Annotated in this window: 19 protein-coding genes and 1 tRNA gene; 5 read left to right on the top strand and 15 right to left on the bottom strand. The window is 49.4% G+C overall.

Annotated elements, in window-relative coordinates; genetic code table 11:
• Positions 1 to 203 precede the first annotated feature (203 nt).
• From BLQ88_RS06565 to BLQ88_RS06575, 3 genes are read right to left on the bottom strand one after another with little or no spacing between them, the layout of a single operon-like run.
• On the bottom strand, positions 204 to 1,874 hold the full coding sequence (locus tag BLQ88_RS06565; protein WP_090147842.1) for a hypothetical protein: 1,671 nt from the start codon (positions 1,872 to 1,874) through the stop codon (positions 204 to 206).
• A gap of 13 nt (positions 1,875 to 1,887) precedes the next feature.
• A complete protein-coding gene (locus BLQ88_RS06570; RefSeq protein WP_090147844.1) occupies positions 1,888 to 2,523 on the bottom strand; it encodes a hypothetical protein in 636 nt (211 codons plus the stop codon).
• The gene (locus BLQ88_RS06575; RefSeq protein WP_090147846.1) at positions 2,520 to 2,825 is read right to left on the bottom strand and encodes a hypothetical protein; all 306 of its coding nucleotides are present in this window, start codon (positions 2,823 to 2,825) and stop codon (positions 2,520 to 2,522) included. Before BLQ88_RS06575 ends, BLQ88_RS06570 begins: the two co-directional genes overlap by 4 nt.
• A gap of 110 nt (positions 2,826 to 2,935) precedes the next feature.
• On the opposite strand from BLQ88_RS06575, the gene BLQ88_RS06580 reads away from it, so the two are divergent.
• Both BLQ88_RS06580 and BLQ88_RS06590 read left to right on the top strand, forming a co-directional pair.
• Positions 2,936 to 3,283 (top strand): hypothetical protein, encoded by a 348-nt coding sequence (locus BLQ88_RS06580; RefSeq protein ID WP_090147848.1) that lies wholly within the window; start codon positions 2,936 to 2,938, stop codon positions 3,281 to 3,283.
• A 322-nt stretch (positions 3,284 to 3,605) separates the two neighbouring features.
• Complete coding sequence (locus BLQ88_RS06590) at positions 3,606 to 3,896, top strand: hypothetical protein (protein ID WP_090147853.1); 291 nt, start codon at positions 3,606 to 3,608, stop codon at positions 3,894 to 3,896.
• Positions 3,897 to 3,942: 46 nt separating this feature from the next.
• On the opposite strand, the gene BLQ88_RS06595 is transcribed toward BLQ88_RS06590, so the two are convergent.
• Positions 3,943 to 4,158, bottom strand: a complete 216-nt coding sequence (locus tag BLQ88_RS06595) for a DUF6965 family protein (protein WP_090147855.1) — start codon at positions 4,156 to 4,158, stop codon at positions 3,943 to 3,945.
• A gap of 48 nt (positions 4,159 to 4,206) precedes the next feature.
• On the opposite strand from BLQ88_RS06595, the gene BLQ88_RS06600 reads away from it, so the two are divergent.
• Both BLQ88_RS06600 and BLQ88_RS06605 read left to right on the top strand, forming a co-directional pair.
• The gene (locus BLQ88_RS06600) at positions 4,207 to 4,641 is read left to right on the top strand and encodes a hypothetical protein (protein ID WP_090147857.1); all 435 of its coding nucleotides are present in this window, start codon (positions 4,207 to 4,209) and stop codon (positions 4,639 to 4,641) included.
• 107 nt (positions 4,642 to 4,748) lie between these two features.
• Positions 4,749 to 4,958, top strand: a complete 210-nt coding sequence (locus BLQ88_RS06605) for a hypothetical protein (RefSeq protein WP_090147859.1) — start codon at positions 4,749 to 4,751, stop codon at positions 4,956 to 4,958.
• A 15-nt stretch (positions 4,959 to 4,973) separates the two neighbouring features.
• Here the strand turns inward: BLQ88_RS06605 and BLQ88_RS06610 are convergent, their stop codons facing one another.
• The 11 genes from BLQ88_RS06610 to BLQ88_RS06660 all read right to left on the bottom strand — a co-directional run bounded on the left by BLQ88_RS06610 (position 4,974) and on the right by BLQ88_RS06660 (position 13,102).
• The gene (locus tag BLQ88_RS06610; RefSeq protein ID WP_090147860.1) at positions 4,974 to 5,732 is read right to left on the bottom strand and encodes a DNA adenine methylase; all 759 of its coding nucleotides are present in this window, start codon (positions 5,730 to 5,732) and stop codon (positions 4,974 to 4,976) included.
• Positions 5,733 to 5,734: 2 nt separating this feature from the next.
• Positions 5,735 to 6,562 (bottom strand): hypothetical protein, encoded by an 828-nt coding sequence (locus BLQ88_RS06615; protein ID WP_143016804.1) that lies wholly within the window; start codon positions 6,560 to 6,562, stop codon positions 5,735 to 5,737.
• A gap of 20 nt (positions 6,563 to 6,582) precedes the next feature.
• On the bottom strand, positions 6,583 to 6,777 hold the full coding sequence (locus BLQ88_RS06620) for a hypothetical protein (RefSeq protein ID WP_090147863.1): 195 nt from the start codon (positions 6,775 to 6,777) through the stop codon (positions 6,583 to 6,585).
• 1 nt (position 6,778) lies between these two features.
• Positions 6,779 to 7,321, bottom strand: a complete 543-nt coding sequence (locus tag BLQ88_RS06625) for a hypothetical protein (RefSeq protein WP_090147865.1) — start codon at positions 7,319 to 7,321, stop codon at positions 6,779 to 6,781.
• A gap of 42 nt (positions 7,322 to 7,363) precedes the next feature.
• Positions 7,364 to 7,774, bottom strand: a complete 411-nt coding sequence (locus tag BLQ88_RS06630; RefSeq protein WP_143016805.1) for a hypothetical protein — start codon at positions 7,772 to 7,774, stop codon at positions 7,364 to 7,366.
• A gap of 75 nt (positions 7,775 to 7,849) precedes the next feature.
• Positions 7,850 to 8,827: a hypothetical protein gene (locus BLQ88_RS06635; protein WP_090147868.1), complete on the bottom strand. Its 978-nt coding sequence runs from the start codon at positions 8,825 to 8,827 to the stop codon at positions 7,850 to 7,852.
• A gap of 41 nt (positions 8,828 to 8,868) precedes the next feature.
• Positions 8,869 to 10,155 (bottom strand): S49 family peptidase, encoded by a 1,287-nt coding sequence (locus tag BLQ88_RS06640; RefSeq protein WP_090147870.1) that lies wholly within the window; start codon positions 10,153 to 10,155, stop codon positions 8,869 to 8,871.
• A 190-nt stretch (positions 10,156 to 10,345) separates the two neighbouring features.
• Positions 10,346 to 10,633, bottom strand: coding sequence for a hypothetical protein (locus tag BLQ88_RS36385; protein ID WP_143016806.1), 288 nt, complete (start codon positions 10,631 to 10,633; stop codon positions 10,346 to 10,348).
• A 166-nt stretch (positions 10,634 to 10,799) separates the two neighbouring features.
• Entirely contained in the window at positions 10,800 to 11,282 is a 483-nt protein-coding gene (locus tag BLQ88_RS06650; protein WP_176884926.1) for a hypothetical protein, read from the bottom strand.
• Between the two features lie 253 nt (positions 11,283 to 11,535).
• Positions 11,536 to 12,819: a tyrosine-type recombinase/integrase gene (locus tag BLQ88_RS06655; protein ID WP_090147874.1), complete on the bottom strand. Its 1,284-nt coding sequence runs from the start codon at positions 12,817 to 12,819 to the stop codon at positions 11,536 to 11,538.
• A gap of 211 nt (positions 12,820 to 13,030) precedes the next feature.
• Positions 13,031 to 13,102 (bottom strand) — tRNA-Glu (locus BLQ88_RS06660).
• Between the two features lie 253 nt (positions 13,103 to 13,355).
• Here BLQ88_RS06660 and BLQ88_RS06665 point away from each other — a divergent pair.
• Entirely contained in the window at positions 13,356 to 15,842 is a 2,487-nt protein-coding gene (locus tag BLQ88_RS06665) for a M14 family zinc carboxypeptidase (RefSeq protein WP_090147876.1), read from the top strand.
• Positions 15,843 to 15,928: the final 86 nt, after the last annotated feature.

The raw sequence follows: 15,928 nt of genomic DNA on the forward strand, positions 1-15,928 counted from the left end.
ACAGTAAACACCATAATTGCACGGAAACAGCCGCTTTCGGTAACGGTTTTGCAGTAAATTTTCCGACTTCAACTTCATTATCAACCACTTGACCGGTTCGCTTTTCAAAAACAGGCCGTTTGCCACGAAGAAGACCCAGCCACACCCTGTCGCGTAAGGCAATTGCTTGTGGGGGGCGGCGGCCATATATGAAAGCGCCCAACTCAGAAGTCGATCATCGAGGCGGTCGCCTGGCTGCCCGCGCGTCGGCGCTTGATCATCCCGTATACCAGGATGTCGGCCGCATCGGTATAGTGTGGCGCCTCGCGCTGGTCGACGTCGCTGCGCCGCTCCATCGACTTATCCTTCTCAAAGCCGGTCTTGCCATTGACCGCAAAGCTGGTCTGCTCCATGGCTGTGCGCAGCACCTTGGTATTCTCACGGTTGAACTGCACCTGGTAGAACTCCCCGGTGCGGTAGGCCGCACCCTTCAATAGGATTGACCAGATCCGGTAACGGTTATAATACGACGGCGTCACACCCACGTTGAAAGGAGTGACCCGCCATCCAAGCTTGGAGATCTGTTCGACGAACTCGTCGACCGGGTTCTTGTCGCTGACGGGGTTCTTCGGTACGTGAGTGTGGTCATAGTACAGGATCAGCTCCTTGCGGGAGTAGTACTTATAGTAAGTGGCGAACTCCTTAGCCAGGTCGGCGATTTTCTTCGGGTTGAGCACGTCCATCGCATTCAGGATCGAAATGGTCTGCTCTGTCTCCTGGCCACACGCCAATGTGTTGATCCGTCCGCCCACGTCCATGGCCGCTTCGATCGGCATCGTCCTGTCCAAGTCAGTATCCTTGCGACAGTCGTTGAGCTTACCCTTACCATACACCGATTCGTTATGGCCATCGACGATCGAGTAGTCGATCGCATCGTAGAAGTTGCGGTCTTTCAGGTCTGGGTAGAAAGTATTCTCGACGTTAGCCGGCCGCTCGTTGAGCACCGACGTCCGGAAGATGAACTCGGGAAGTGTCCGTTTGAGCTTTTTGATGAAATCTACCCCAAGGACGTCGATGTTGTCCAGGGTCGATGCTTCTTTGTAGTAGACCAGGTGCCTACGGATTTTCGACAGATCGCGTTGCAGGAAATCGACCTTATAAGTTTCCTGCCTGGTAAAATGGCCACGGTCACCCGCGCGGGCGCGAATCAGGAACAGTTCGGCCTCGATGCCCAGCACCATCTCGACGGCTTCTCTGTCCACGTCTTTTTCGAAGTCATGGATCCATTTCGACTCCGGACTGGTAGGCATATCCGTGGTATAGATTACCGAGTGGTGCAAGTGGCAATCCCGGAAGTAGCGCTCGTTCCCGCGGTTGGTGGGTACCAGCTCGCTGTCGAGCTTCTGCTTGTTGAGCAGCTTGGTTTCATCACCACCATACCAGTCAATGCTCATACCGTTTGAGGAACCAGGTCGGTCCTGAGACACCAGGCGCATCACTGAAACATCGTACCGGTTCACACGCATGAATACGCTGTGCTCCGCCGTTTCCGGAGCAACATACGGCATACGAAGGCCAATGTTCCTGGGAGGGAAACGCCGCACCCAGAAGTCGACGTCGCGCTGTAAGCCCATTTCCTGCCACCGCTGAAAGATGGGAGGCAGCGTCCGGTCGAGCAGCTGCATGTAACTTTGCGCAACATTTACCCCCGAAGATCTGGGCATTAATGACAGGCATCGGTGAAACCGGTGTGAGAGTACGCCGGCGCTCTTACCGGTACCGCGGCCGGCAACAAGTGCAAGCTCGTTCGCATCGACCAGGTTGACATCCAGCTGGGGCTTGTTAAAATATAGGGAGCCCAGTAGAATAGGCTCCTGATCAGGGAGGGAAACCATATTAAGTCAGGGCTTAATTTTTCTGATGTTCGCGCTCGTTGCGCGGATTGTCCATTACTTCGTCGAAGTCGACATCTTCGATCTCGGCCAGCTCCTTTTCCTCTTTTTTCTTCCAGAAAGCTTTCAACACTTTCTCGACATTCGGGATCGGCAACGCGCCGATTGTCGACGGATCCGAGCTGATGGTCACCTGGACAATCTTCGGTTCTGGCATTTGAGCCTTTTCACGATCAAAGCCATAGATCTTGACCAGAGTGGCATCGCATTTGGCCGCAGTGTCCAGCCCGCGCGCTGATCCGGACGCGAGCGCCTTTTTGCGCAGCCGCTTGGTGCGCTCAATTAGCATTACCTTTTCGAAGTCTTCATTAGTCTGATCGACCGTGCAAAAGAAGCGTTGGCTGTTTTTGACGTCGGTGTATGCCTGGCGCTGCGAGATGGAGAAATGATTCACCAGGGCACGAACGACCTCGATATCGTTGGAGGGGTCAAAATTGGTGTACCACTCCCTGGCAAAGCGCCACCGTTCCAGCTGCTTTTGCTGGACGGCGGTCAACTTGAATTTGTCCTGGTTGGTGTACCATTTGTACACTGCGTCGAAGTCATCCGCAAACGGATCCGACAATGCCGGCACTTTCTCTGGAAGGTTCATGCGTCAAGAATTCTTTGTCGTTCCATGGCCTTCTCCAAGCTGATCAGCGCAGCAGACTCGCCCATGTGGGCAAGCGGGATCAGCGCCAGGTTCATCTGCTTTTGAAACCGGAGCCGACCGCGGTTAACAGCGATAAAGAAAGGGTGATGACGGTCATTCATCCAGCGCTGAGCGTGGATCTCGTCGACTTCGGCAAGGATTGCAATCTCCGATATCGTCATTTGCGCATAGGCGCTTTGTTCGACATCAAAAAGGGCATCCTGAGACAGTACTGGCTCAGCTTGATACAATTCGGCTTCCATGGCTTATGATTTACCATGCAAGGGTAGCGGTTTTTTCGCCTGGTGAGTGGGACAGGGCCGGAAGGTCGATTATCGTAGTATATTTATATCGAAAGAAAGCCCGCAATGTTATGGATCAACAACACTGGCCGGATATTTCCGGAGACAAATTCACGGTCGTCAAAAGCGAGCTGGCTGCTGGATCGGACGAATCAACGCTTTTCGAAAAAATGGGAAAGCGTCTGGTGCAAGAATTCAAGTCGGATGTTAAAGGTTATGCGCAGCTCATATATCGGGGCTACTCGTTTCACTACATACTGCGATATAATGGTCAAAAAGTCGACTTTGGAAGAGATTTTCTTTCCATAGACGTCCCCGTCATTGTCCAAAATGAAGACGTTTTTGAGCACATGATCACACGGTCGATCAGTGAAGCAGTGGCTTTGTTTCCAAATGGTCGTCAAGTTTCATTGAGATAATTACCTATGACAACAGGAGAAAAAATCCACTTCCTAATGCACTGGTGCAAGGGATCGGTGCGAATTTTAATTAACCAACATCGGGACTTTCAATCGACCATAATAGAACACCTAGATAGGTATGGCCCGGGACGGGGACGGATTGGCCAGGAAATAGTGCAAAATATGATCAAACTGGATTTTCTCGTTCAAATTGACTTTACCCCGGAAACACCGATCACTGCTCATGTAGTATGGCACTACGACCTGGATCAGGGGCTGGATGATTGTGTGGAGATAATCCGGAATAAAGAAACGATACACTCACTTAAAATTCGCAATAATGGGCCACAGTAGATCCAAAGTGACGTTTGATTGTCAATGTGGAAAGTACTACGACGGGAGCTGCGATCACAAAAGCGCCGTTTTCATGCAGTATTATCATGGGACCAACTTCTTCGAAGTTGTCCACAAGCGCCATATTGATGATCCGGAAGAAAAGCCAGAGAAGATCATCGAAGGAGGTGACAACATTCTTCTGGCACTACAAAGGCTTCTATCTCTTCCGGACCACCAGCTGGAACGCTGGGATGCGGCAGATTTCGATACTTTCAAGGCTGCCCGCGGTAGGTAACTGGGTGAAACCTCCGTTGCGCGGAGCAGGGAGCAGTCTACTCCATTCAGGCATGTCCATTCTCTTCAAGCCATTTCTTCATTAAAATGAGCCTTAGAATGAAAGGTTCGTTTGCTCTTGGATTTGGATTACCTTCAATCGAATTGAAGTGAAGCTGGACGAAATGTTCCGGATCATCCACTTTCATTGATTTATGTATCCAGGCTGGTCCCGCCGGAAGTTGGCGGCCAGCAAACCATTCTTTAAGTTCTTGTGCAGTCATGCGGTCAAAGGTATTACTTTTGCACCTTCAAACTTCATCAGCAAAAAAATGTCAAGGTTAAGAAAAGGAGACGTGTTTCTTCTTTGTGAGAGGCACTATGTGATGCTCGGGAACTTCAATATACAAGTCGGCAGGGTCTACAATCGCGGCAAGGACAGGTCAAAAGTCAGGTCACAGCTGACAATCTCGGTCACGGATATTCTTCACAAAAACGGTATTGAGTACGACAAGGACTTAATAGACCGCTTCGCAAACTACGTTGCAAAGGACATACAGCCAGGTAAATTCCGGCTACCGATGGGACACTTCGTCGTTACCGAGGTCGATTCATCCGGAAACAGTACAGAAGAGACTGTTCATTGTAAGCGCTTCCATCCGCTGCCCGGAGAGAATGAGGATGTGATCCGTTTTAATCAGAATAAGTTTGGAACGGGTCAGTACCCGCATAACGTCCTTTTCTCGCTGGGTGATGGTGAGTATTGAGCGTAAAGGGGATAGATTGGACAAAACAATTTCGACCACTTTATTTATCAGCACTCGATTATTGGTACCTTCGTTGTAACCGCACGTTTCGATCTCAACCTCAATCGATGAAATACAAAATACTCTTCAAGGCGTTTAAAACTGCCATCCTCTGGGTCGCAATGCTGATAGCACCAATTGATTTAATGATTTGGATCACTGGCGTTCAATTATCAACTTTTGCAAAGGATATTCTTGTATGGGGAGTTTTAGCAGTCTTTTTGATGTTTCTGCTTATTTCTGGATGGATTGAGCTAAAAAAAAATGGCCCGTATTAACGAGCCATTTAACTGCTATTTGTTTTGCGATATTTGAAAGTTGGTGACCAGGATTTCCACCCGAGTCGCCTTTAAAGCTTTCCTTGTGACGATTTCTGTCACGTAGCAACCATGCCTAGTGGCCAATTCCAGAATGTACGGATGGTCAAATTCGCTCATCGCCCATTTGATTCCCGAAGTTTGAAGAACGTCGAACAAGTCTTCACAGTCTTTCTTTTTGAAGCCAGCTGAATAATTGTTGTCCGTGTCCAGATACGGCGGATCACAATAAATAAATGCTCGTTGCTTTTCGCGATCAGTCTTTACAGCAACTTTTCGAAATATGCCGCGGAAGTCAGTGTTCATGAAGCTGACGCCTTCGAGCAGCTCATTGGTGGCTTTTAATTTTTCATCCAGGCGCAGCTTCTGGCCGCCGAAGCCGAAACGCAGGGTTTCGGGCTTGCCCAGGAATCCAAAATTTGAGCGGAGAAGGAACCGGACCGCTTTAACGAGCGGGTCAGGCTCCTCGTTTTTTTTCCAATGGTCCCATAGATCCTGGTGGAGCGGTGTCCGGTTCCACTCTTCCAGGAACTGTTCGCCGAAATTGCGGACCACTTGGTAAAGATTATAAACTTCCGAATCCAGGTCGTTGAGAATGTTGTACTTGGCTTTTGGCTTGAAGAAATACATCCCGCCGGCGCCAAAGAACGGCTCGATGTAAAGGTCATGAGGGGGAAAGTGTTGATAAATCAGGGATGCAATACGCTTTTTGTTTCCTAATCGGTTCAGGATCATGCTTATAATTCAGTTTCAATTTCGGATAATTGTTTCCGCCAATGTTCAAGGACCTTTTCTAACTCCTTTTTCTTGGCCGTATCCTTTGATTCGTTAATTTTTTTAAGTGTTTTACTAATGTATGTGCGGATGTTGAGCATCCGTTTGGGCAGCTTGATATCGTCTTCCTTGATCACTATGTCCTGAGGCACCCGTCCGTGCTCTCGGAAATAGTCGATCTTGGCAAACAACACATCCAGCTCGTCCGTAATAGCAAGAATCCGCAACGCGGCCACTTGCCGATCGGCGCGGCGCCCTGGATCCGGAAGCTCGCGCAATCGTTGTTTGAGCGCGATCCGCTCATCCATCAGGCTGTAAGTAGTATCACGCATTTCCCGGATCTCGTCGGGTTCATCCGGAGCTTTGGCCGGTATTGGCTCAGGTGGAAGATTCGCGCCGGTCAAATCGTCGACCGTGTCTTCGAGGTAGCTCATTCGATCTTTCAGGTCGTCCAGGTTCCAACTAAGGTCTGACATCTCACTTTCGAGCTTGGCCGTCTCCGCAGCACTTATCGAACCTGTTTTTTCACTGTCGACTGTTGTCTCATCTGCGATGGGCTCCACCTCCTTCATCAAGCCGTCACGCATCTTATCGCGGTTGAAAGGATGATCACCAGTGCAAAGCGCCCGATAAGTGATACTTTGGTCACCATACCGCTGCTTCCAAAGGCGCAGGCCTTCGTTATAGTCTTCTGACTTCTCCCAGGCAAGGGCATCCAAAATATAGTCGCGCGATAAGGTCATGGCCGAAGAAAAAACATCCGGACCTAAAAAAAGTCCGGATGAATACACTACTTAAAGAAATGAAATAATCAGACAAGGGCAATGTGGGGATATCCTGACTCAATCAGAATACCGGCCTGCTCTTCGGAAAGATTGGCCAGATCAAATGTTTGCCCGGCATGGAGAACGGGCATGTAATCAAGCCGCTTCAAACCAATAATTTCGTAGGTGGGAGCTGATACTGGCGGCTCTCCAGCCGGGGCGATGTTTTTTTGCTTTGCCATGTTAGGCTGCCGGCGTCAAGGTTACAGTTGACGTGTAAAGCAATCGGTGCGGCATGATGGCCGTGATTGTGAATTCGTACAGCGATCCTTCGCCGTTGTTCGAACCAGGCAACATTTGTGATTTAATAGTTGCTGCCATAGTTTCGATACCAAGCTGATCATACGTCCCATCAGGCATGTTTGCATTTTGCACAAGGACAATGAACGGTGTAATACCGTTTGCTTGGTTATGCAAGATTGTTGCGTTCGGATTGTTCGAAGGCACGCGCAGCACTAAAACATTATTCTTGGTGCCGGAAAACTCACCACCCTCTGTCGCAGCCAGCGTGCCGGTATTTGGCAGGAACTCAATTTTTTTAAAGCATTTGCCCTGTTTGAAAGTATGGGCGCTCGCCACGGTAAACATTGCAATTCCTTCTGCATTTGCCGCGGGTTTTTGGATAACCAGAAAGTCAGCAAGCTGCGCAATAAACGCAACGAGCCTGGTACCGCCTTGGTTAGTGCCGCAGGTATCGCCGAGAATGACATCTACTATTTCGCACATAGTATTTTATTTGATTATTGGCTTGTTTGGGCCGGTTGGAAATTATTTTTTGACAGGCACCAGAACGCCGCTTTTCGCGTCGATCAGTTTAGCGATGAGCTCCTGATCGTCTTTGAGCTGATCGGCGGTATAGTTTTCTCCCTTGAAATGGAAGCTTGGGATCGCTATACGGTAGTGCCCTTTTTTATAGGTCACCACCAGGTCGTCCACTACGGTTTCGGTCGGCTGCTTGGCGAGCTGAGCTTGCTGGGCCAGCACAAGCGTTTCTGCTTCTTTGACCGCACCTGTGAGTTCGGTGATCCGGGCATCTTTGCCAGCAATCTGCTCTTCCAGGCTTTTTTTTTCGGTCTCCAAGACTTCGACCTGGGCTTTCAGTGTTGCCACTTCCGCCTGTGTGTCTGCGAGCAATTTATCCGCGAGCTCAGCGGTAGAATTTTGGGAAGTTGGTTCCATGGTCGGGATTGTGAAAAATGAAGAATACCGCCCGAGCGGCATCCTTCATTCGATGATCATTTTAATTAACCAGCCTTATGCTGCCCCGTCGTTAACCCAAACGAGTTCAGGGATGATGAAGCCAAAGCCCAACCACCAGTCGGTGAGCAGCTTCACTTCACGACCATCTTCCTGCACATTGAAAATGCCATTGGCGTTGTTGAAGCCTTTTTTCAGCATGATCGCATTCTCCTTCGGCGTGGTGAAGATCCGGTCGTTGACCGATCCGTTTGCCTTGAAGTTCATCGAAGGCAAGCCGGCCAGTGAAAGCTGGGTATCCATGATTTTCACGCTGCCGTCGGCGTTGGTCTGGAAGTCTGTGTCTTTGCCATACTTGGCGCGGTAACCACGTTTGTAGCGCAGAACCAGTGGTTCTGGCACGTAAGTGGTCATCGGGATGTTTTGGTAAAGGATCGGAATGCCGGCATGGTAATCTTCGAAGTATTCAACCAGTTCGACGTTGTCAGTCGGGATAGCTCCCAATGCGATCGGCGCGATGCGGGTTGCAGTAATGTGATCATTGATGATCTTCTGGATACCGTTCATTGCGGTACCAGCTGCGCCAGCAGTGCCTGGTGTTGGTGCAGCAAACACACCGCGGCCAGCTTCGTTAAGCTCGATGTCCTGTTGGATGCGTGGCACGATCAGCTTTTCCATCCAATACTTAATGAATGGCCATTCGGTGCGCTTCACGTTCGTCGAAGAAAGGAAACCCAACCACGCTGATTTCAAATCGTCAGGATACTCCGAAAGATCTGCTTTCAGGTTGTACTGGCGAATCTCCACCGGCTTGAACTCAGCTGTCCCGGTCGGCGTAAACGCCTTCTGGAAGGGCTGCACGATACGCGAATGACGGGCTTCGGAAGCGCGCCAGATCTGGTTGTCGGTGATCACCGGAGTAAACACCTTTTCGGTCACAAAACCCTGATACAGCTGGCTATACAAGCTGTTCATGTTTTGGCCATGGTTCAGGTAGTAGGCGCCAAACGCGGCAACGATTTCTGAAACTAACATTGGTTATTTAATTGAAGATGAAGTGTAATTTGAAACCGGTGTTAGAAGCCCATAGCAGCGGCCTCTTTTTCGGAAGGCAACTCAGCAAGTATTTCTTCGAGCGTCTTTTCCTGACTTGCGTCCGGAGCTGCGTCGGCTTCTTTTTTATTTTTGGTACCCATTGCACCAGGCTGTTTCCCGTACTCGGTAACCTTCGCTTGCAGGCCAGTGTTTTCGGTTGTCAGCGTCGCAACACTTGCCTGGGCCGCGTCACGTTCAGTGGTCAGCGTAGTGATTTGAGCCAACGCGCTGTCGCGCTCGGTAGTCATTGCGGTGAGCTGAGCGGTCAGGCCTTCGACTGTCGGCTCTGCGTTTTCAGTTTCGTCAATCCCGCTAAGTGCAGCGATCAACGTGGCCACAAGGCCCGTTTTCTTGATTGTAGACATTGTTATGGTGGATTTTTTGGAAGTAGATACCATGTCGGAGAGCACGGAAAAAGATTCACTGGCGGCAACCAGGTCATCGATCAACCCGTTTTCGATTGAGGCTTCAGGGAAAAACAGGCGACCTTTGAGCGGATCCTGTCCTTTGCCTGTGAGCTTTTTGCCGCGGCCGGCGGTCACGTCGGCCAGAAATTGATTGTTGTAGGCGGAGAGCTGCTTCTGGGCCAGGTCGGTCTGCTTGCCGGCGCTCGCGATCAATTGCCGGAACTCTTCGTTTTTCTCGGATGAGTCGCTGGCGTAAATCGTGTAAAGCTTGATTCCCATGCTTTCATAGTAGCCATCCCAATCAGAATAGGTTTGGTAAGTCCCAATCGAGCCGATTTGATCTGTCGGCTGGGTCGCCACGATACGGCTGCTGGCCGCGAGTTGGTGATATGCAGCGCTGGCCATGTAGCCATCGACGGTCGTTAATACCGGTTTTGGGAAATCGCGGATCATCTCAAAAATTTCCCGCGAGCCATGAACTTGTCCGCCCGGGCTGTCGACATTCACACGAACGCCGCCAACGCGGTCATCCGAAGCCATGATCGAAAGCTGGTTCCCGAAGATTTTCGACCCGCTGTAATAGCCGTACTTGTAGATGGGCCCAATCAAATTAATTACACCGAGTGCCTGCCCCTTCCCTATCGTTTCGGCTTTTCCAGCGGCAGCGAACGCCCCTCCGTGATTAACTAGGATCTCGCTGGTCATTTTCGGCCAATGGCCTTCGAGGGATTCTCCGCTGTCCGCCCGCACCATCAGGTCGGCGTTTTGGAACAACCAGAGGGGATCGATATGCCACTGCCCAGAAAGGCAGCGGCCGATCATTGTGATTAAAGCATGAGAGGAAAGGTTTGCGTCCGCCATTAGTTAATAAGCTCGTCTCCGAAGCTCTGGGTCATGAAAAAGATCAGACGCAAACTTAAATGGCTGGTCGTCTTATGGATGGGACAATGAATGTGCAGATTACATAACAAAAAAGGCCATCAGACAATTTGAAGGCCTTTTTTATATGATTTACCCCCGCAGGTAGCCGGGCGATTATTTCAAGGATTTGCTATGTGGGTAGTGTTAACGGGCGCTTGGTGAAGCTGCCGGTAAAGTTAAGTCGGTGCCCTTGTGCACCAACGGGCTGGGAAAGTGTCATTTCTGTTGCTGACAGTGTAACAAATTCTTCGGGCGTACCCACAATGATGCGTTTCCCGCTATGCTGGGTAAGACGGAGCGCGAAGCGCATTTCACCCATCTGTGTCAGTTGGTCAGCGGTCGCCTGGCTGTCGCTTATGATCAGACAGCTGACGCTTACCGGTGTGAGGCTGCCGTGTTCGCTTGATTGCGTAGGCACGGCCATTGAGATCGAGTCGCGGTGTGCGTGTATCTTATACCACCTATTGATCGGCACCGGATAACCGTCCTGCCAGACGCTAATCTCATGCCTGGGAAGGAACTCTATCAAAAATACCCCCGTAGGTAAATCACAATATTCCGACTGGATATCGGTCATCTTTTGGTCAAATTTTGGCAAAGAACATGCCTAGTGAAAGAAATTGGCTGTTACCTGGTGCGCGGTTACGCTCGCGGTGCCGCAGGTACATTTTGCGGATCCTGTCGTCCTCCAAGTCGCGGTCCCATATTTTATACCGGTCGCGAAAATTGTCGATGGTATTCTGGATGAAGTCGATTTCGCCGGCTGCTTTCCGGTGTTCGAATTCCATAATGATCTCCGCATACATTTGCGCCATGACCATGTTATGAAATTCTAAGACCCTGCGCCTCGGTAGCACGACGCTGTCCTGATATCGGACCGGCACCAAAAAATGCCACTTCTCGGTAAACTGGCGGCTTTGAAGGTATTTCAAATCCGTTGCGCAATTGGTGAAAGTTTTTGCCGAGCTAGTCTTCTTGACCAGGGCATTGATGAGCCACATCCCGATGTAGTCATCCTTTCTTGCATTGTAATCGTTTGGTAACTGATTTTCCAGATACTTCTTCACAGGGATAGAGACCGGGATGACATGTTTCATCCGTCGGCCTACCCGAACTTGCTCCAAGCACATAACTAATAACTGAAAGAGGTTATAATCGAACACTAACGAAAATTAAGTACGATCACATCAGAGGGATAGGACATCCACAGAGGGTTGCAGATGTCCAACTGATACTCATTCTATCAACAAGAATGTGACTAAAAATATCACTTTTTGTGTAGAAATAATTGACGAGTAAAAATTCCTTAGTTGTTAAAAGTTATGATGCCTTGAAAAGCGATTCGAAGGCCGCGAGGTTGAAGGGAATTACAATATCATGCTTTCTGAGCTCATGCAGAATCCTGGCTGGCATTACCCGTGAATAGTTGCGGAGTTGTCGCGGATTGGTATGGCCCATCATGAACATAAGAAGCCGATCGGGCACCATAAATTCATTCTCCATCATGCTGCTAAACGTCTCGCGAAATGTGGAAGTGCTAAGCGAATACGGGGACTTTGCCACTTCACCTAACATCTTCAGAGCCTTGTTAAGATCGGATATATCTGGCCTAGGCAAATGACAAATCCCTCCATACTTGGCAATTACAGCGTGAGCTTCATGCATGAGCGGAACAATGGAATAAATTTCAGATTTATCACGAGGCTTCTTAATGAAGGGCTCTCCGGACGGAAGCCGAAGTACATGGTCTTCCTCCAAGGTGATGTAGTCTGTGTATGACAAACCGGTGTGCATAAGGAACACTGCGACGTCCCGTTCTTTTTCAAGTGTGGTTAATTCGCAATTCGCAATGCGCTGCCTAGCTTCCGGAAGCAAGTATTGAGGCGGCTTTGTATCTTCATATTCTAATCCCAGCTCACCAATCGGGTTATATTGGAGATACTTCTTATTGACCCCATAATTCAGGACTTTATTAATCAGGGTCAAATGTTTGTTGATGGTGTTGGTTCCCCATCGGCGCACTTGAGTTTTACTTTTCTTACAGGTAACACGCTGATCAATCATCCATGCTTGCAGCATTTCAAAATCATGGTATTGAAATTCATGGATTTTCATCGAGTCGAGCCTATTGGCCGACAAAAATTCATGGATGTTGTTCCGCCTGGTTCTATACGTAAGCATTGTTGACCCTTTGCGCTTCTTTCCTAATACGGAACGGAGCTCATCGAGCACATCCAGGAAGTTAACTGTTTGAATAGCTGGGCGTGGGTTAAAGAATTGCGCTTTCACCCTGTCAGCTGATACCTCAATGTCCATGAGTTCCAGGTCGCGTGCGGCAGCTATAATGAATTGTTTGATTGCAATAAGCTTCTCGTTCAGTGTCTCGCTAAACGGATAGCTTTTGCTTACCGGCAGATCAGAGGTCGAAGGCTTAATACCAGTGCGGTTCCTGGATACCATCCAGTATGCCGGCGGCACTTTTAACTTCGTGGAAAATGCTGTGGCTTTTGTCTGCTCGACATGAATTTCCGCGTAGATAGCACACTTTCGATCCTTGGCTGCTGATTGTCCCCCACGTAGAAAAAAATTTACGTAGACGTTCATCCTTTTTTTAAAGCTATCATAAGCTACTTATTAACTGTGTGAGGTAAATATTTTCACCGAATATTAATAATTAACTGTGAGTGTAGATTTGTAACTGTGAGTAAATCTGCGAGGGAGAAATCCTGGAAATGAAAAAGCCTGCTTTTCAGCAGGCTTTCCATTTGGCTTGTAATGAATTCGTGAAAGAGGTGTCCTTTTTTGCACGGTTTTGTGACCCATAGGGGAATCGAACCCCTGTTTCAACCGTGAAAGGGTCGTGTCCTAACCGCTAGACGAATGGGCCGACTGGTCTCCTACTTCGTGCGTTTTTTCAACACTTTCTTTCACTTTTTCCGTTTGCGTTTCCGTAACGTGGTGCAAAGATGCAGGGTCGGATTTTAAAAAGCAACCCCTGAGGAAAAATAAAAATAAAATAATTTTTAGTTAACTCATTATCAACAACATTTAACACAAACTTTTTTTCTCACTCTCCGCCGCGATGGTATTCCGGTAACTTTTTAACTTTGGGTTTACCTACTTACGCCGCTTCGCTTCCTATGACCAGACTGATCCGCTTTCTCCTTTTTCTGCTTTCCATTCAACCTGCATTTGCACAAAATCAGACACCGGACCAGTTCCTGGGCTTTCCATTGGGTTCGAAGTTTGCGTACCACCATCTGATCGTCGATTATTTCAAATCCATTCAATCGCAGAATGCGGACAGGATGAAGCTGGTGCGGTATGGCACCACCAACGAAGGGCGCCCGCTCATGCTGGCATTCGTGTCGTCCTCGGAAAACATCGCGAAGCTCGAAACGATCCGCACCAACCACCTGAAAAGTATCGGCCTGCTGCCGGGTAAGGCCGATGCCGAAGTACCACCGATCGTTTGGCTGAGTTACAATGTGCATGGCAATGAGGCTGTGTCGGCGAATACGAGTATGCAGGTGATTTACGAACTGCTCAACAAGGACAATGCGCTCACGCAGGACTTCCTTAAAAATATGGTGATCCTCGTCGATCCGTGCATTAACCCCGACGGCTACGAGCGCTATACACAATGGTACAACCGCGTCCAGAATGTTTCACCAGATGTTACGCCATTTGCGATTGAACATGACGAACCCTGGCCCGGCGGGCGTTTCAACCACTATCTTTTCGACCTTAACCGCGACTGGGCCTGGCAAACGCAAAAGGAAACACAGGAGCGCGTAGCATTATACAACCAGTGGATGCCGCATTTCCATGCCGATTTCCACGAAATGGGCCCTTCGCGAAGCTACTACTTCCCGCCGGCCGCAAAGCCGTACAATAAGGACGTGACGGCCTGGCAAAGGCACTTCAATGAGCTGGTGGGCGAATACTGCCGTAAATATTTTGACAAAAACAACTGGCCGTACTTCACCAGGAACGATTACGACCTCTTTTACCCCAGCTATGGTGATACCTGGCCTACGGCGAACGGCGCGATCGGCGTCACGTACGAGCAGGGCGGAGGCGGGCGCGCAGGCCTGGCGCTCGAACGCACGAACGAGCACGATACATTGACGCTCAACAGCCGCATTGCACACCATTACGCCACAACGCTGGCTACATTGGAAACTGTCATGTCCCAAAGAGAGAAAGTGATTTCAGAGTTTATCAAGTTTCATCAGGACGCTGCCAATGCGCCAACGGGGAGTTTTAAAACTTATGTGGTCAAAACCGGAGACAGTGAAAATACCCGTTCGTTCAGTCAATGGCTCGACAGGCAAGGGTTCAGCTACGGCATTGCGGGTAAGTCGATTTCGACCAAGGGCACCGAGCTTACTAGCGCGACCGAACAGCCTGTCAAAATCGACAATAATGATTTGCTTATCAGCGCATTTCAGCCTAAATCCAATCTGTTACGCATTCTTTTTGACCCTAAACCGGCCCTCGAAGATTCGGTAACTTACGATGTTACCAGTTGGGGGCTTGCATATATATTTGGTTTAAAAGCCTATGGTTTGAAGGAAAAGCTGACGCCTGCTACCAATGCAGCTATGCCGATTGAAAATACCGTACCCGCTGCATTACCTTACGCATACCTTTCCAAATGGTCGGATTCTGAGGACGCGGCATTTCTGGCTGAGCTTTTGAAAAATGGTGTGCTTGTCAAAACCTCCAACACACCGTTTGAAATGGATAAGAATAGCTACGCATCCGGCACCTTGATCATTACCCGGAAAGGGAATGAGCGAATCCCGTTCGATAAACTGGTCACGTCGCTTGCTAACAAGCATTCCGTAAAGCTGACGCCCGTCAAAACCGGCTTCGTGAGCACGGGTCCTGATTTCGGGAATGATAATGTGGTAGCGCTCAAAGCACCGAAAGTGGTGGCATTGTCCGGCGACGGCATTTCCCCGACCGCATTTGGTGCGATCTGGCATTACTTCGAACAACAGATCAACTACCCCGTAACGATTGTCAATGCTGCGAAGCTGGCGAGTCTGCCCTGGAATGAGGTGGATGTGCTGATCCTCCCGGATGGCCGTTATGCCGATATTATTTCCGACAGGCAGGTAGAAGCCATTCAAAGCTGGGTAAAAAACGGTGGGAAACTGATTGCCATGGAGCACGCGACCGATGCTTTCGTGAGCAAACCGGGCTTTGGTTTAACCAAAAAATTCTCCGAAAAAAGAAAGGACGACGATACCTTTAAAAAATACGGTGAACAGCAACGCGAGGACGCCAGCGACTCCTCACCAGGCAGCATGTTCCAGATCACGATGGATCGCACGCATCCGCTCGCATTCGGATGCGGGGAAGCCTATTTCACCATCGTACGTGACGCCTACGAGCGCGACTACCTCAAAGACGGCTGGAATGTGGGTTATCTCAAAGAAGACAATTATAAAGCCGGGTTCGTAGGCACCAAAATGGCTGGCAGGCTCAAAAACACCCTCATCATCGGCGCACAGGAAATGGGCCGCGGTCAGGTCATCTACCTCATGGACGACCCGGTATTCCGCGCGATGTTGGAGAAAGGCAAGATGCTGTTTGGGAACGCGGTGTTTAGGTAATTTTGAATGATTGAATGATGTCAAGTTTAGTCATATGTAGTCATGTATCGCTTTACCTTCGTGATAATTCATGACTACTTCTGACT

The sequence above is a fragment of the Dyadobacter soli genome, assembly GCF_900101885.1.
Taxonomy (GTDB): domain Bacteria; phylum Bacteroidota; class Bacteroidia; order Cytophagales; family Spirosomataceae; genus Dyadobacter; species Dyadobacter soli.

Coding starts and splice junctions, on each gene's coding strand:
- BLQ88_RS06565 (WP_090147842.1), bottom strand. CDS start 1,874: ATGGTTTCCCTCCCTGATCAGGAGCCTATTCTACTGGGCTCCCTATAT.
- BLQ88_RS06570 (WP_090147844.1), bottom strand. CDS start 2,523: ATGAACCTTCCAGAGAAAGTGCCGGCATTGTCGGATCCGTTTGCGGAT.
- BLQ88_RS06575 (WP_090147846.1), bottom strand. CDS start 2,825: ATGGAAGCCGAATTGTATCAAGCTGAGCCAGTACTGTCTCAGGATGCC.
- BLQ88_RS06580 (WP_090147848.1), top strand. CDS start 2,936: ATGGATCAACAACACTGGCCGGATATTTCCGGAGACAAATTCACGGTC.
- BLQ88_RS06590 (WP_090147853.1), top strand. CDS start 3,606: ATGGGCCACAGTAGATCCAAAGTGACGTTTGATTGTCAATGTGGAAAG.
- BLQ88_RS06595 (WP_090147855.1), bottom strand. CDS start 4,158: ATGACTGCACAAGAACTTAAAGAATGGTTTGCTGGCCGCCAACTTCCG.
- BLQ88_RS06600 (WP_090147857.1), top strand. CDS start 4,207: ATGTCAAGGTTAAGAAAAGGAGACGTGTTTCTTCTTTGTGAGAGGCAC.
- BLQ88_RS06605 (WP_090147859.1), top strand. CDS start 4,749: ATGAAATACAAAATACTCTTCAAGGCGTTTAAAACTGCCATCCTCTGG.
- BLQ88_RS06610 (WP_090147860.1), bottom strand. CDS start 5,732: ATGATCCTGAACCGATTAGGAAACAAAAAGCGTATTGCATCCCTGATT.
- BLQ88_RS06620 (WP_090147863.1), bottom strand. CDS start 6,777: ATGGCAAAGCAAAAAAACATCGCCCCGGCTGGAGAGCCGCCAGTATCA.
- BLQ88_RS06625 (WP_090147865.1), bottom strand. CDS start 7,321: ATGTGCGAAATAGTAGATGTCATTCTCGGCGATACCTGCGGCACTAAC.
- BLQ88_RS06630 (WP_143016805.1), bottom strand. CDS start 7,774: ATGGAACCAACTTCCCAAAATTCTACCGCTGAGCTCGCGGATAAATTG.
- BLQ88_RS06635 (WP_090147868.1), bottom strand. CDS start 8,827: ATGTTAGTTTCAGAAATCGTTGCCGCGTTTGGCGCCTACTACCTGAAC.
- BLQ88_RS06640 (WP_090147870.1), bottom strand. CDS start 10,155: ATGGCGGACGCAAACCTTTCCTCTCATGCTTTAATCACAATGATCGGC.
- BLQ88_RS06655 (WP_090147874.1), bottom strand. CDS start 12,819: ATGAACGTCTACGTAAATTTTTTTCTACGTGGGGGACAATCAGCAGCC.
- BLQ88_RS06665 (WP_090147876.1), top strand. CDS start 13,356: ATGACCAGACTGATCCGCTTTCTCCTTTTTCTGCTTTCCATTCAACCT.